The following is a 14,174-nucleotide window of genomic DNA, read 5'->3' as shown; positions in this document are numbered from 1 at the left end:
AAATGAAGGAGCATTACGATGTAGTAATTGTAGGCAGTGGTCTCGGAGGATTAGTTTCGGCTATTATTCTGGCAAAGGAAGGCTACAGCGTTTGTGTGCTCGAAAAAAACAATCAGTACGGCGGAAATCTGCAGACTTTTGTTCGGGACAAAACTATTTTTGATACTGGCATTCACTATATCGGAGGTCTCGGCGAAGGCCAAAATCTACATCAATATTTTAAATATTTAGGAATAATTGACAAACTAAATCTAAAGCAATTAGATGAAAATGGTTTTGATATTATTTCTTTTGAAGACGATAAAACGGAGTATCCGCATGCGCAGGGTTATGAAAATTTTGTACATCAGCTAGCCAAATCTTTTCCGGAAGAAAAGGAAAATATTGAAAAATACTGCGAAAAATTAAAATCGATTTGTGATTTATTTCCACTTTATAATTTAGAATGGGAAGGAAAATACGACAACGAAATTTTGACTTTAAACGCCAAAGAAACTATTGATGCGTTTACTCAAAATGAAAAACTAAAAGCCGTTTTAGCGGGTTCTAATTTTTTATATGCCGGAATTCCGGACAAGTCCCCTTTCTATGTTCACGCACTAATTGTTAACTCTTATATCCAGAGTTCCTGGCGTTGTATTAATGGCGGAAGTCAAATTACAAAACAGCTTTTAAAACAACTTAAAAAACACGGTGGAGAATTTTACAAACACAAAGAAGTTACTCGTTTTGAGGTTGAAAATCATAAGGTAAATTCGGTTGAAATGAAAGACGGAACCCAGGTTTCCGGAACGTATTTCATTTCGAATATCGAACCAAAGACTACTTTGAAAATGGCCGGTGAAGAAAACTTCAGAAAACCATTTTACAATAGAATTCAGAGTTTAGAGGGCGTGCTTTCTGCTTTCAGTTTGTATATTGTTTTTAAACCGGAAACCTTCAAATATATTAATCACAACTATTATCATTTTAAGAAGAGTAGTGAAGTCTGGACGGCTCACGAATACGATGAAAATTCATGGCCAAAAACCTATATGGCCTCAATGAATGCTTCTAAGGAAGATGAAATCTGGGCCGATGGAATGACTTTTATCACCTACATGAAATTTGATGATGTTTTACCCTGGGCAAATTCGTTTAATACAACGGTCGAAAAAAATGACCGCGGTGAAAGTTATGAAGAATTTAAAGCCAGAAAAGCTGCTAAATTTTTAACCGAAATTGAAATTAAATTTCCCGAAATTAAAGATTGCATTCAATCGATTTATACTTCGACTCCACTCTCTTATCGTGATTATATTGGTGGCGATAATGGCAATATGTACGGTTACGTAAAAGATTCCAACAATCCGATGAAGACTTTGATTCCGTCCAAAACCAAATTAGAAAATTTATATCTGACAGGTCAAAGCATTAATATGCATGGCGTTTTGGGTGTAACGATTGGTGCTGTTGTGACCTGTTCTGAAATTGTTGGAAAAGAATATTTGATTACGAAAATTAATCAGGCAACCGAATAAATGAATCATGAAAAACCGAATTACATATTTTCTCTTCATCGGTTTTTTAGGAATTTTGATTTCCTGTGGTACTTCTAAATCAAAAAATCATCAGCCGGATATTTCCAGTTATAATGCGACAAAACCTGTCGTAACCAAATTTTCTGACAGCGTTTTTATCTCCGGAAAAAATTCACTTTTAAAAAATAAACAAGGCCTTTGGGAATTATATGTTGAAGGCGATCCATTAGAAATTGGTCTCAACACAGGTGCTTTATCTGATTCGCTTTTACAACGGCAACAGCAAATATTTTTCTCAAAAATAAAAGATTTAGTTCCGTCAAAATTCGAACAAAAAATACTGCGGCAATTTTTAAAATGGTACAATCGAAAATTATATTCGAATGTTACGGCAGAATATCAAACCGAGATTTACGGGCTTTCACAATACACTTCACATGATTTTGACAATATTGCACCTCAATATCAACGCGGTCTTTATTTGCATGCAGCACACGACATTGGGCATGCCTTGCAGGATTTGGCTTTGGTTGGCTGTTCGTCTTTTGCGGCCTGGGGAGAAAAATCTGAGGATGGAAATTTAATTCTTGGACGCAATTTTGACTTTTACGTTAATGACGCTTTCGCGGAAAATAAAATCATTGCCTTTATAAAACCGGAACAAGGTTACAATTTTATGATGGTAACCTGGCCTGGCATGATTGGTGCAGTTTCCGGAATGAATCAGCAAGGTTTGACGGTTACAATTAATGCATCAAAATCAGAAATTCCGCTGAGTGCAAAAACGCCTATTTCAATTTTGACCCGTGAAATTTTACAGCATGCTGCAACTATTGAAGAAGCAATTGCAATAGCTAAGAAAAGAAAAGTTTTTGTTTCTGAATCGATTATGGTTGGAAGTGCCCAGGATAACAAAGCCATTTTAATTGAAGTTTCTCCAAAAAAAATAGACGTTTATGATACTCCTAACAGTAATCAATTACTTTGTTCGAATCATTTTCAGAGTGAAGCTTTCAAAAATGATGAACGAAATCAGATTCAAATTAAAGACAGTCATTCACAATATCGCTTTGACAGAATGCAGGAACTTTTAGATGAAAATCCAAAAATGAATCCGAAAATTGCTTCTGAAATTCTACGAAATAAAGAAGGTTTAAAAGATATATCATTGGGTTATGGAAATGAAAAAGCGTTGAATCAATTGCTGGCGCATCACGGAATTATATTTAGACCAAAAGAAAAATTAGTTTGGGTTTCGGCAAACCCGTTTCAACTGGGAGAATTTGTTTGTTATAACTTAGATTCTATTTTTAACAGAAAATCAAATTTTGCTGTTTCATTCGAAGAGGAAAATTTAAATTTTGCTAAAGATCCATTTATAACCACTGAAGCTTTTCAAAATTTTAAAAAATTCAAAGCTGAAAATCATCAATTTGATTTGTATCTGAAAAAGAAAGAAACTATTTCATCTAACTTTATTCAGCATTATCAATCTTTAAACCCGGATTATTGGGTTGTATATTACAAAGCAGGGTTGTACTTTTATCAAAAAAAAGAATTCCGCGCTGCTCAGGTTAATTTTGAAAAAGCCCTGAACAAAGAAATTACTACCGCTCCTGAAAAAGCAAAAATTGAAAAATATTTAAAAAAACTCAAAAGAAAATTACAATGATTCCAGCAATAGAAAAAGATTCTTTAGACGAAATTAAAATTTTTCAGGAACAAAAATTAGCGGAACTTTTAACCTATATCAGTGAGAATTCCCCTTTTTATAAACGTCTTTTTGCCGGAAGAAATATTAATATTTCGATTATAAAAACGCTCGAAGATTTACAATATTTACCCATAACAACAAAAGAAGATTTACAAAAATATAATGATGATTTTTTGTGTGTGCCACAACATAAAATTATTGACTATGCCTCGACTTCAGGGACATTAGGTGATCCGGTCACTTTTGGCTTAACCGATTCTGATTTAGATCGATTGGCTTATAATGAAGCTATTTCGTTTGCCTGCGCCGGAATTGCAGAAGGTGATGTCGTGCAGTTAATGACGACAATCGATAGAAAATTTATGGCGGGTTTGGCATATTTTCTAGGCTTACGAAAATTGAAAGTTGGCGTTATCCGAGTTGGAGCCGGAATTCCGGAATTGCAATGGGATTCAATTCTAAAATACAAACCTTCTTATTTAATTACGGTTCCGTCTTTTCTTTTGAAATTAATTGAATATGCCGAGATCCACGGAATTGATTATAATAATTCAAGCATAAAAGGTGCTATTTGCATTGGAGAATCTTTACGAAATGAAGATTTTTCGATGAATACTTTATCCAAAAAAATCATAGAAAAATGGAATATTAAGTTGTTTTCAACTTATGCTTCAACCGAAATGAGCACTGCATTTACCGAATGCGAACACGGAATTGGCGGTCATCATCATCCGGAATTAATTATTATCGAAGTCCTTGACGAAAATAATATGCCAGTAAAAAATGGCGAAGTTGGCGAATTGACTTTTACCACTTTAGGAATTGAAGCCATGCCCTTATTACGTTTTAAAACAGGCGATATTGTGCAGCTTCACAACGAACCATGCTCCTGCGGAAGAAATACTTTGCGTGTTGGTCCCGTAATTGGTCGCAAAAAGCAAATGATTAAATACAAAGGAACAACACTTTATCCACCAGCGATGAATGATGTCCTGAGTGGCTTTGACAATATCGAAAATCATATTATTGAGATTTCTACCAATGATTTAGGTACAGATGAAATTCTGATAAAAATTGCCGTAAAAAATCAAACACCTGAATTTCTTCAGGAAATCAAAGATCATTTCAGAGCCAAATTACGAGTTACTCCAAAAATAGAATTCGCCTCAAAAGAAACTTTAAATCCCTTAGTTTTTAATCCGATGAGTAGAAAACCAATTCGGTTTTTTGACTATAGAAAAACGACTGTTTAAAAATATTTACATAAAAAAGCCTAGTTTAACAACTAGGCTTTTCATTGATTTTTTTATGACTAAAGAGCTTCTTCTAATACTCCGGTAGATTGAACTACCTGCGGTTGAGTTGAGAATGACTGACCATTAGAATCTACAACTCTCAGATATAAATTATAATAAGTTGATTTTATTGATGTTTTCGTCAATAAATATAATTCAGACCCCGTACCTATTTGAAGATAGAATGAATCTGGATCCTGCTGACGCTTAATCCACCAGCTATAAGTATAAGAACCAGTTCCTCCAGAAGCTGTTCCTGTCCAAGAACCCATCGAAGTTTTTGTTACATAGCTTGAACCTGTAAAACTAGCTGTAGGTGTAATTGAAGCCAGACTAAAGCTATATAAATTAGTAATTTCTTTCGGAAGTGAGGTAGTATTGAATATTACACCTCTTTGATGTGTTGCTTTTAAAGTAACACTATAGCTCTTTGCAACGGCATTAGTTTTCACTTTTAGTGTAATTCCAAATCCAGTTCCCTGATAAGAAACTTGTTCTAAATTGTCATGATCATAATCCCAAGTGTAAATTGTCGGTAATTCTGATGAAAAATGTTTAAGCGAAACAGTAAAAGTTTCATTCCTTTTAGGAGCAACAGCGGGCTTATTCAAATCCATATTTAAAGCATAAGTTCTATGGTAAAGAACTCTGCCTGGTATATAATAATAGTCGATACAATTTCTAAACAGAGCACCACCAGCACCTTGTTTAGAATATACAGTATTTCCACTTGAAATAACTGCTGCGTGCTCAACTCCTACAAAATTTCGATTATTATAATCCGTTACATTATTCCAATAGATAACTTTCGTTGCTTTACTGGAATTATCTTCTTTAAATATACTGTCTTTAATGTATCTGTTATATAGTACATAATTATCTAATTGTTCATTTCCCAGGCCTTCACTTACAGAGAACGCCAGTCCAAAACAATTGTATAAATCATTAGCTACGGCAATTTGGGTAGGTGTACCGCAATCTTCGGATGCTATTTTTTTTGTACTTGCAGTATTTTTTACCACTGCAGTCTCATCATTTTGTTTCATGGTTTCTTCCGAACATGAAAAGAATGTTAAAACAATAAATGACATCATAAAAAGTGTTACTTTTCTCATAGTTTTTGATTAGATTTAGGGTTTTTATAACATATATTGTCAAATATATACATAATTTTAATACAAATACTACATTATTATTTAATCTCGTACTAATATTTTTACTTTATGTCTGTTTGAAAAATTTACTCTCTTTAAAAACACAAAATACCTAAACCACTGCCTTTCTGCTCTTTAAATCTTCGATTGCATAAATTCGATTAAAAAGTTGTAATTTTGCACAAAATATTGAAGATGGTCAAGATTGGCAACATAGAATTACCCGAATTTCCTTTATTACTAGCACCGATGGAAGACGTGAGCGATCCGCCGTTTCGCAGATTATGCAAAACGCATGGCGCTGACCTAATGTATTCTGAATTTATTTCGTCGGAAGGATTAATTCGTGATGCTATCAAAAGTCGAATGAAGCTGGATATTTTTGATTACGAACGTCCGGTTGGAATTCAGATTTTTGGTGGAGATGAAGAAGCAATGGCGCTTTCGTCTAAAATTGTTTCTACCGTAAAACCAGATTTAGTGGATATCAATTTTGGATGTCCGGTAAAAAAAGTAGTTTGTAAAGGAGCCGGAGCCGGCGTTCTGAAAGATGTCGATTTGATGGTGCGTTTAACAAAAGCCGTTATTAGAAGTACCGATTTACCTGTTACTGTAAAAACGCGTTTAGGCTGGGACGATAGCTCTATCAATATTGATGAAGTTGCTGAAAGACTTCAGGATATTGGAGTTCAGGCTTTGACTATTCACGCCAGAACCCGTGCTCAAATGTACAAAGGCCACGCTGATTGGTCGCACATTGCACGTGTAAAAAACAACCCTAGAATTACAATGCCTATTTTTGGAAATGGCGATATCGACAGCCCTGAAAAAGCATTAAAATATAAAAATGAATATGGAATCGATGGTATCATGATTGGTCGTGCTGCAATTGGTTATCCCTGGATTTTTAATGAAATAAAGCATTTCTTTAAAACCGGAGAACACTTACCTGCTCCAACAGTTATTGATCGTGTAGAAGCTGCCAGAAATCATTTAATGTGGTCAATGGAATGGAAAGGCGAACGCTTGGGAATTGTAGAAATGCGCCGTCATTATACCAATTATTTCAAAGGAATTCATTCGTTTAAAGAATACAAACAAAAATTAGTTACAACCGATGCACCTGAAGATTTGTTTGCCGTTATGAAAGAAATCGAACAGGTTTATGCCGGATATGAATTTGCTTAAAAACATAAAAAAAGACCTTCGATTGAAGGTCTTTTTATTTAAGTATTTTTTACTTTACAGCTTCTAGTATTTTGGCGGCAATTTCGTCCTGCCCTTTTTCACTGCTTATGTAATTTCTATCGTTTTGATTAGACAAATATCCTATTTCTAAAGTCACTGCCGGACAATTCGAATTTTTTAGAATATAAAATGGGGCTTCTTTTACTGTTCCTTTTACCAAAAATTCAGTTCCAATTTTTTCCATTATAGCTTCAGCATTTTCTTTTGATTGATTGTAAAATACTGTTTTTGAAGAAATATAGGCATCTACTCCATTTTTAGTCACATCTCTGGAAGCATTAATGTGCACTGAAATCACTAAACTCGGATTTAGATTGTTTATAATTGAAACTCTTTCAGATAATTCCATCGAATGATCTCCATCACGAAGCAAGACAATTTCTAGATTGTCACTCTTATTTTGAGCTTTAATTTTTTTAGCAATTGTCTCTACTATTATTTTCTCCTGCAAACCATTTATAGTTGTGCCATGATCATCTCCACCATGACCGGCATCAATAACGATTAACTTTTTAGTATCTAATGACTTAAAAGCAAAAAGTCCAAACACGGCTGCACTCAAAATTACCAGTACTTTAATCTTAGTTTTCATATCAATTTGTTTTTGGTTATTAATAATCAACGATATTTTTTAAGAAATATTGTACAAAAAAAACCTAGACCTGAATGCGTTTCCATTTTCCTCTCTTATAAAGGACAATCCCTGCTAAAGTAATAGCAGTTTCTGCAACTGGAATCGCAATAAAAACACCTGTTGGTCCCATATGAAAATGCTTTGCCAATACATAAGCTAAAGGAATTTGGAACAACCAAAATCCGAAAAAATTTATTCCTGTTGGTGTCCAGGTATCTCCTGCTCCATTGAATGTATTGATCAAAACCATTCCGATTCCGTAGAAAACAAATCCAACACTCATAATCTGTAATGCTTCAACGGCTACTACTCTTACCATTTCATCATTCGTGAAAAACGATATAATGTACTTTCCAAAAACTAATGTAATAACCATGATGGTCGCCATAAAAATGACATTGTATCTTGCTGTTGTATATACTGATTTTTCAGCACGTTCAATTTGTTTTGCACCTAAATTCTGTCCAACTAAAGTCGCGGCTGCATTACTTAACCCCCATGCCGGAAGGATAAAAAACATCATAATTCTCAATGCGGTCTGGTAACCTGCAGAACCATGATCACCACCCGTAGTAGCAACCAATTGCGCCAGAAAAATCCAACTGCATGACGCTATTACGAATTGTAAAATTCCAGGAGCTGCAATTTTCACCAAAGCTTTTATCTGCTTAAAATCCGGAATAAAGTAAGAGACATAAATTCTCAAAACGCCATTACCAAAAAACAAATGATATACTTGGTATAATACTCCAATGCTTCTTCCCAAGGTTGTTGCCAAAGCAGCACCCACTAATCCAAAAGCCGGAATAGGTCCTAACCCGTTAATCAAAATTGGGCATAAAATAATATTGCAAATGTTGGCTAGCCACAAACTTTTCATTGCAATTGCGGCATTTCCAGCACCTCTGAAAATTCCGTTAATCAGGAACAAAAGCATAATACATAAACTGCTTCCGATCATGATTTGTGTAAATCTGAAACCGTGTTCGGCGGCTTCAACAGATGCTCCCATCAAAATCAGTATATCTTTAGCATAGATAACACCCAGAACACTCATTACGCTATTAACTGCACAAGCAATAATAATAGCCTGCATTCCGGCTTTTGCAGCAGCGATTGGATCTTTTTCGCCAATGCGCCGCGCTACAACAGCTGTCGCTGCCATACTCATTCCGATTGCTAAAGAATATATAATTGTCAAAACCGATTCAGTTAAACCAACGGTTTGAATGGCAAAACTGGAGTGCTTCAAATGGCCAACGAAATATAAATCGACTAAAGCAAAAACCGATTCCATCATCATTTCTAAAACCATCGGAATGGCCAATAGAATAACGGCTTTTTTAATGCTTCCGGCAGTGTAATCAAAAGATTCGTCGCCTTTTATAGCTTGTTTTAAAGTGGTAAAAATTTTAGAAAAAAAACTTTTTTGTATTGTTGTTTCTGTCATGATATATTAGGATAAATGATAAAATTGGTCCAGATTGAATTATCTGAACACGAGAAAAAAACGGAGGTATCCTAATTATTAAAAAAATAAAATAGGATTAGGCAGAAACAATCATATGCTGTAGATTTTTAAGACAATAAATATAGGTAATATTTTTTAAGAAGAAATATTATTCTAACAGCTTTTTACTCACTCTGCTACTGGCAATTAAGGACGCCAGAAAACCAAGTGAAACGATTGTTGCCATCACGATAAGTACGTTTTCTAAAGTAAAAACGACAGGATATGCCAAAGTTGGTGTCAACATAATCAGGTTGTATTTTTGTTGTAAAACAACCATAATAATTCCAAGAGCAAGACCTATAATTCCACCGAAAACACTTAACAAAGTTCCCTGAAGCATGAATATTTTTCGAAGGCTTTTAATTTCTGTACCAAGATTGAAAAGGGTTTTTAGATTTCCTTTTTTATCTAAAATCATCATAATTAAAGCACCAACCAGATTAAAAAGTGCAACAATAATGACCAACGTAAAAATCAAATAAACCGCAATATTTTCAGTGTTGAGCATCTTATATAAGGACTCGTTCAATTGCGCTCTGTTTTTGATTGTGATTTTATTTTTGAAAATACTTTGAAGTTGAGATCTTATAGCATCTTCATTGGCATTTTCTTTTAATTTGAATTCTACTCCCGAAACCTGATTGGGTTTGTACATTAATAATTCTTGTGCCAAACTTAAATCGGCAAAAACATATTTCGAATCTAAATCTTCACTAATCGAATAAATTCCGACAGGCAAAACATCGGTTTTATTAAAAGCTTCTTCCGGATTTTCAAAAGCCCCTTTTCCGGGTTTTGGTGCGAATATCTGCAATGGATTTTCGAAATCTAAAACTCCCATCGAAAAATCTCTGGCAATTCCGTAACCAACGACAACCTGATAAGTATCCGGTTTTACCCATTGACCGTTAAAAAGTTTTTTCCTGATATCGTTTACAACTGGATAAAGACTGTCAACTCCTTTTAGATAAGTAACTTGTTGTTTGTCTTTAAATAAAAACAAAACACGTTCTTCGATAATTTTGGTATACGAAGCAACGCCTTCTATTTTTTTAATTTTACTTTCCTGATCCGGTGTAATGAAAAAAGATTTTCCAAATGTACTCGTAATTTTTAAATCCGGATCAATTTCATTAGTGAAGGAGAGGCTGAATACTTTTAGTCCGCTAAAAACAGACAAAACCACAAACAAAGCCATTGTGCCAACAATAATTCCCATGCTGGCAATGCGATTAATAATATTGATAGCATTGTTTTTACTTCTGCTAAAAATGTAACGTTTGGCTATGTAAAGGGGGAAATTCAACTTATGATTTTCTTCTTTTTTCTAAAAGATCACGGTTTTCAATTGGGTTTTCTCTGTTTGATAAAGCGTTGTCAATTTTTTCGATATAATCTAATGAATCATCGATAAAAAATACCAGGTTTGGTACACGACGCAATTGCAAACGAACACGTTGTGACAAATCGTGTTTAATTAAGGTTGTATTCGATTTGATACCTTCTAACGTTTCCTTTGCTTTTTCTTGTGGAAAAATGCTTAAATATACTGTTGCCACAGATAAATCTGATGTAACGCTAACTTTGGATACGGAAATTACCAAATTATTAATTCCGTTTTTTCGCACTTCACCTTGCAAAATATCAACCAAATCTTTTTGGATGACACCGCCTATTTTTTTCTGTCTATTTGTTTCCATAGTGCAAAAATACTATTTTTAAATTTCACTCGATACAATTTCCATTGAACAATAGAATGATTTTTACATTCTTACCTCTTTTACCTTCAACTTTGGTTCTTTTTTTGATGAAAACCCAAGAAATAAGCTCATTCTTCTGAGGTCCCAATGCTGATAAAAGTCATATTTTTTATTGGAAATATTCTACATATTTGATAGAACCATATTAACAAATCAATTATGAAAAAAAGAGAACCAATCAGTCATATTATGACCAAAACCGTAGTGACTGCAAACGACAATGATGATCTTAAAAAAGTTGTTGAGAAGCTAAAGAAAAATACGATTCGCCACATTCCGATTGTGAAAGGGAAAGAAGTTGTTGGGATTATTAGCCGAACTGATATTAACCGATTGACTTTTGGAGCTTTGTTTGAAGGACAGGAAGGTGCAGATGAAGCCATTCTGGATATGCTGACTATTTCACAAGTCATGACTTCAAAACCCAAGACAGTTTCATCAGATACTATAATTAGAGATCTGGCTGAAATTTTTGCCAAAGAAGATTTTCATGCTTTACCTGTTGTTGACAATGGCGAACTTAAAGGAATTGTAACGACAACCGATGTTGTGAAATATTTTTTAGAGCAATATGACTAAAATAATTTTCAAATTTTAAATTCCAAATTCCAATCTTTGGAGTTCACGAATTAATTAAAGGGAGCTCAAATTGCTCCTTTTTTTATTCAAAAAACTGATTAACAGCTCTCTTTCTTCTTAATTCACATTTTCTTCGCTACGAAATATCAAAAAAACGTACCTCTAAAAAGTCATATTTTCAAAATAAAAACTTCAAAAAATGAATTTTACATAAATTACAAAATTCAAATTGATTGCAAACTTTAAAGAAAAATAAAATCGTATTTTAGATTAAAAAATGAATATTTTTTATTAAAAAGTCTATAATTCAGTTTATTTAATAATTAGAGTATGGCGAAATTAGCACCAAGTTTAAATCATAGTGGATGGGATGAAATGTTTTCCAAAGAAGGTGTTAGGGATTCCTACAGTCAGGTTTTTAAAACTTTACAAAGTTTAAGTCATAAAAATTTAACCAACAAGCAACAACAGGCTTCTGACTTGTTCATGAATCAGGGAATTACCTTTACCGTATATAGTGATGATGATAATGGAATTGAACGAATCTTCCCGTTTGATATTATTCCGAGGATCATTACACAAAAAGACTGGCTCGAAGTAGAGTCAGGGATCAAACAGCGTTTAATGGCTTTGAATTTATTTTTAGAAGATATTTATAACGAACAGAATATTATAAAAGAAGGTATTATTCCAGCAGGTCTAATCGCTTCATGCCCACATTATATACAGGAAGTTCAGGGAATAAAAGTACCTCATAATATCCATGTTCACATTGCGGGAATTGATTTGATTCGAGGATCAAAAGGTGAATTTTATGTTTTGGAAGATAATCTCCGGTGTCCGAGCGGTGTCAGTTATATGCTGGAAAATCGGGAAATTACCAAACGTATTTTTCCGGATATGCTTTCGTCAAACCATGTAAGTATGGTCAGTAATTATCCAATGATTTTTCACAGCATTTTGGTTTCGCTTTCGCCGAGAAATGTTTCTAATCCAAATGTGGTTTTAATGACACCCGGCGTTTATAATTCAGCTTATTACGAACACACTTATTTGGCACGTCAAATGGGAATTCCCTTAGTTGAAGGAAGAGATTTGGTTGTTAATAATAATCGTGTTTATATGAAAACCACTTCTGGTTTACAGCAAGTCGATGTTATTTATCGCCGTTTAGACGATGAATATCTTGATCCTTTGGTTTTTAAACCCGACAGCGCACTTGGTGTTCCGGGATTAATCAGCGCGTATCGACAAGGAAATGTTGCCTTGGTAAATGCTGTCGGAAATGGTGTTGCTGATGATAAAGCCATTTATGCCTACGTTCCGGATATGATTAAATATTACCTAAACGAAGAACCAATTCTGAAAAATGTTCCAACATACAGAATGGAAAATTTAAACGAACGCGAACACGTTTTTGCCAATATGGAAACAATGGTTATTAAAGAAACCAATCAAAGCGGTGGCTACGGAATGATAATGGGCAATAAAGCAACGCAGGAAGAAATGGACGAAGCCAAAATTGCGATTACCAAAACGCCTCGAAATTTTATTGCACAGCCTATAATCCAATTAAGTACTGTTCCATGTTTGATTGATGGTGAACTAAAATTACGTCACGTCGATTTGAGACCTTATGCATTATGCGGACCAAAAGGAATTCAAATTGTTCCCGGAGGATTAACACGAGTTGCCTTAACGGAAGGTTCTTTAGTCGTTAATTCCTCTCAAGGCGGCGGAAGTAAAGACACCTGGATTATAAAATAAATTACTTTTTCTAACCTCAAAAAACATTCAAAAATGGGAGTAAATATGCTTAGCCGGGTTGCCGACGGAATGTTTTGGCTCAACCGATACATGGAACGTACAGATGGAATGTTGCTTACTCTGAACACTTCTTATATTTTATCTTTTGATAAAGAAATTAATGATTCTCAGGGATACAAACCGTTATTGGAATATTATACCAATTTGTCCAAAGATAAAATTCATGCGATACAATATGACACCACTTATGTGCTGAAATATATTATCTGTGACAACCAAAATGATAATTCGGTTAAAAATTTAGTAGTGAAAGCTCGTGAAAATGCCCGCGGTTCTCAGGATAAAATCACCAAAGAATTGTGGGAACATATCAATTCGATGTATCATTATATGAACTCGCCAGATCTTCCAAAAAAACTGGAAACCACTGACGCACTAAAAATTATTACCAAACTCAATAAAGATTTATTGCTTTATAACGGAATCCTTCAGGTTACAATGCCAAGAGGTTTGGGCTGGTGTTTTTCGAGCATTGGCAAACATATCGAAAGATGTTTACAAACCATTTCGATGACACAAGCTTACTTTGCCCCTATTAATTATAATCTCGAAGGCGAAGAAGATTTAATGTATTGGCGCCGTTTATTGCTGTCTCTGTCCGGATATGAATTATATCTCAAAAGTTACAGCAACATTTCGCACAATCGAAAAGTAGTGCATCAGGTTATTTTTAATATGGATTTTGCTCATTCTGTAATTTATACTTTAGACTTTATAAACACCTATTTAAACTGTCTTTTCAAAGATAATGATCTGAGTGAAGCACGTACTTTAATGAACCAGTTTGGCCGATTGAAAAGTTATGTTGCCTATACAGATTATCAACATTTGACTAATCAGGAATTAGAAGAAGTCTTGCGAAATACCAAAAACCAGCTCATTCAATTTTCAACAGATTTTTCAAAATTATTCTTTTCTTATACTTAAAAT

General features: G+C 34.2%; 12 protein-coding genes. 7 read left to right on the top strand and 5 right to left on the bottom strand.

All coding sequences use genetic code 11. The features are described 5' to 3' along the window. Positions 1 to 2: 2 nt before the first annotated feature. The 3 genes from AC3ITQ_RS05390 to flxY are packed head-to-tail and all read left to right on the top strand — an operon-like array spanning position 3 to position 4,487. Entirely contained in the window at positions 3 to 1,520 is a 1,518-nt protein-coding gene (locus AC3ITQ_RS05390; RefSeq protein ID WP_489237127.1) for a phytoene desaturase family protein, read from the top strand. Positions 1,521 to 1,527: 7 nt separating this feature from the next. Continuing rightward, positions 1,528 to 3,192 (top strand): C45 family autoproteolytic acyltransferase/hydrolase, encoded by a 1,665-nt coding sequence (locus AC3ITQ_RS05385; RefSeq protein ID WP_489237126.1) that lies wholly within the window; start codon positions 1,528 to 1,530, stop codon positions 3,190 to 3,192. Next, positions 3,189 to 4,487 carry a flexirubin biosynthesis putative acyl-CoA ligase FlxY gene (gene flxY, locus AC3ITQ_RS05380; protein ID WP_489237125.1) on the top strand — a complete coding sequence of 433 codons (1,299 nt, stop codon included), beginning with the start codon at positions 3,189 to 3,191 and terminating at the stop codon, positions 4,485 to 4,487. The genes AC3ITQ_RS05385 and flxY overlap by 4 nt, the downstream gene beginning before the upstream one ends. Positions 4,488 to 4,546: 59 nt before the next feature. Here the strand turns inward: flxY and AC3ITQ_RS05375 are convergent, their stop codons facing one another. After that, positions 4,547 to 5,644, bottom strand: a complete 1,098-nt coding sequence (locus AC3ITQ_RS05375) for a hypothetical protein (protein WP_489237124.1) — start codon at positions 5,642 to 5,644, stop codon at positions 4,547 to 4,549. A 234-nt stretch (positions 5,645 to 5,878) separates the two neighbouring features. Between AC3ITQ_RS05375 and dusB the strand changes: the two genes are divergently transcribed. After that, on the top strand, positions 5,879 to 6,871 hold the full coding sequence (gene dusB / locus AC3ITQ_RS05370; RefSeq protein ID WP_489237123.1) for a tRNA dihydrouridine synthase DusB: 993 nt from the start codon (positions 5,879 to 5,881) through the stop codon (positions 6,869 to 6,871). A gap of 49 nt (positions 6,872 to 6,920) precedes the next feature. Here dusB and AC3ITQ_RS05365 read toward each other — a convergent pair whose 3' ends face one another. The 4 genes from AC3ITQ_RS05365 to rbfA all read right to left on the bottom strand — a co-directional run bounded on the left by AC3ITQ_RS05365 (position 6,921) and on the right by rbfA (position 10,778). After that, complete coding sequence (locus tag AC3ITQ_RS05365) at positions 6,921 to 7,523, bottom strand: N-acetylmuramoyl-L-alanine amidase family protein (RefSeq protein WP_489237122.1); 603 nt, start codon at positions 7,521 to 7,523, stop codon at positions 6,921 to 6,923. 64 nt (positions 7,524 to 7,587) lie between these two features. Continuing rightward, on the bottom strand, positions 7,588 to 9,015 hold the full coding sequence (locus AC3ITQ_RS05360) for an MATE family efflux transporter (RefSeq protein WP_489237121.1): 1,428 nt from the start codon (positions 9,013 to 9,015) through the stop codon (positions 7,588 to 7,590). A gap of 169 nt (positions 9,016 to 9,184) precedes the next feature. Further along, positions 9,185 to 10,384: an ABC transporter permease gene (locus AC3ITQ_RS05355; RefSeq protein ID WP_489237120.1), complete on the bottom strand. Its 1,200-nt coding sequence runs from the start codon at positions 10,382 to 10,384 to the stop codon at positions 9,185 to 9,187. 1 nt (position 10,385) lies between these two features. Next, complete coding sequence (gene rbfA, locus AC3ITQ_RS05350; protein ID WP_007808467.1) at positions 10,386 to 10,778, bottom strand: 30S ribosome-binding factor RbfA; 393 nt, start codon at positions 10,776 to 10,778, stop codon at positions 10,386 to 10,388. Between the two features lie 219 nt (positions 10,779 to 10,997). On the opposite strand from rbfA, the gene AC3ITQ_RS05345 reads away from it, so the two are divergent. The 3 genes from AC3ITQ_RS05345 to AC3ITQ_RS05335 all read left to right on the top strand — a co-directional run bounded on the left by AC3ITQ_RS05345 (position 10,998) and on the right by AC3ITQ_RS05335 (position 14,171). Continuing rightward, positions 10,998 to 11,417: a CBS domain-containing protein gene (locus AC3ITQ_RS05345; protein ID WP_489237119.1), complete on the top strand. Its 420-nt coding sequence runs from the start codon at positions 10,998 to 11,000 to the stop codon at positions 11,415 to 11,417. Between the two features lie 330 nt (positions 11,418 to 11,747). Then, the gene (locus tag AC3ITQ_RS05340) at positions 11,748 to 13,184 is read left to right on the top strand and encodes a circularly permuted type 2 ATP-grasp protein (RefSeq protein ID WP_489237118.1); all 1,437 of its coding nucleotides are present in this window, start codon (positions 11,748 to 11,750) and stop codon (positions 13,182 to 13,184) included. Between the two features lie 33 nt (positions 13,185 to 13,217). After that, a complete protein-coding gene (locus AC3ITQ_RS05335) occupies positions 13,218 to 14,171 on the top strand; it encodes an alpha-E domain-containing protein (RefSeq protein ID WP_375030902.1) in 954 nt (317 codons plus the stop codon). Positions 14,172 to 14,174 lie beyond the last annotated feature (3 nt).

It is taken from the genome of Flavobacterium sp. KH_001 (assembly GCF_057840745.1).
The sequence above is the reverse complement of the archived record's forward strand: the minus strand, read 5'-3'. Positions and strand labels throughout refer to the sequence as shown.

Coding starts and splice junctions, on each gene's coding strand:
- AC3ITQ_RS05385 (WP_489237126.1), top strand. CDS start 1,528: ATGAAAAACCGAATTACATATTTTCTCTTCATCGGTTTTTTAGGAATT.
- rbfA (WP_007808467.1), bottom strand. CDS start 10,778: ATGGAAACAAATAGACAGAAAAAAATAGGCGGTGTCATCCAAAAAGAT.
- AC3ITQ_RS05335 (WP_375030902.1), top strand. CDS start 13,218: ATGGGAGTAAATATGCTTAGCCGGGTTGCCGACGGAATGTTTTGGCTC.
- AC3ITQ_RS05345 (WP_489237119.1), top strand. CDS start 10,998: ATGAAAAAAAGAGAACCAATCAGTCATATTATGACCAAAACCGTAGTG.
- AC3ITQ_RS05340 (WP_489237118.1), top strand. CDS start 11,748: ATGGCGAAATTAGCACCAAGTTTAAATCATAGTGGATGGGATGAAATG.
- AC3ITQ_RS05375 (WP_489237124.1), bottom strand. CDS start 5,644: ATGAGAAAAGTAACACTTTTTATGATGTCATTTATTGTTTTAACATTC.
- flxY (WP_489237125.1), top strand. CDS start 3,189: ATGATTCCAGCAATAGAAAAAGATTCTTTAGACGAAATTAAAATTTTT.
- AC3ITQ_RS05365 (WP_489237122.1), bottom strand. CDS start 7,523: ATGAAAACTAAGATTAAAGTACTGGTAATTTTGAGTGCAGCCGTGTTT.
- AC3ITQ_RS05360 (WP_489237121.1), bottom strand. CDS start 9,015: ATGACAGAAACAACAATACAAAAAAGTTTTTTTTCTAAAATTTTTACC.
- AC3ITQ_RS05390 (WP_489237127.1), top strand. CDS start 3: ATGAAGGAGCATTACGATGTAGTAATTGTAGGCAGTGGTCTCGGAGGA.
- dusB (WP_489237123.1), top strand. CDS start 5,879: ATGGTCAAGATTGGCAACATAGAATTACCCGAATTTCCTTTATTACTA.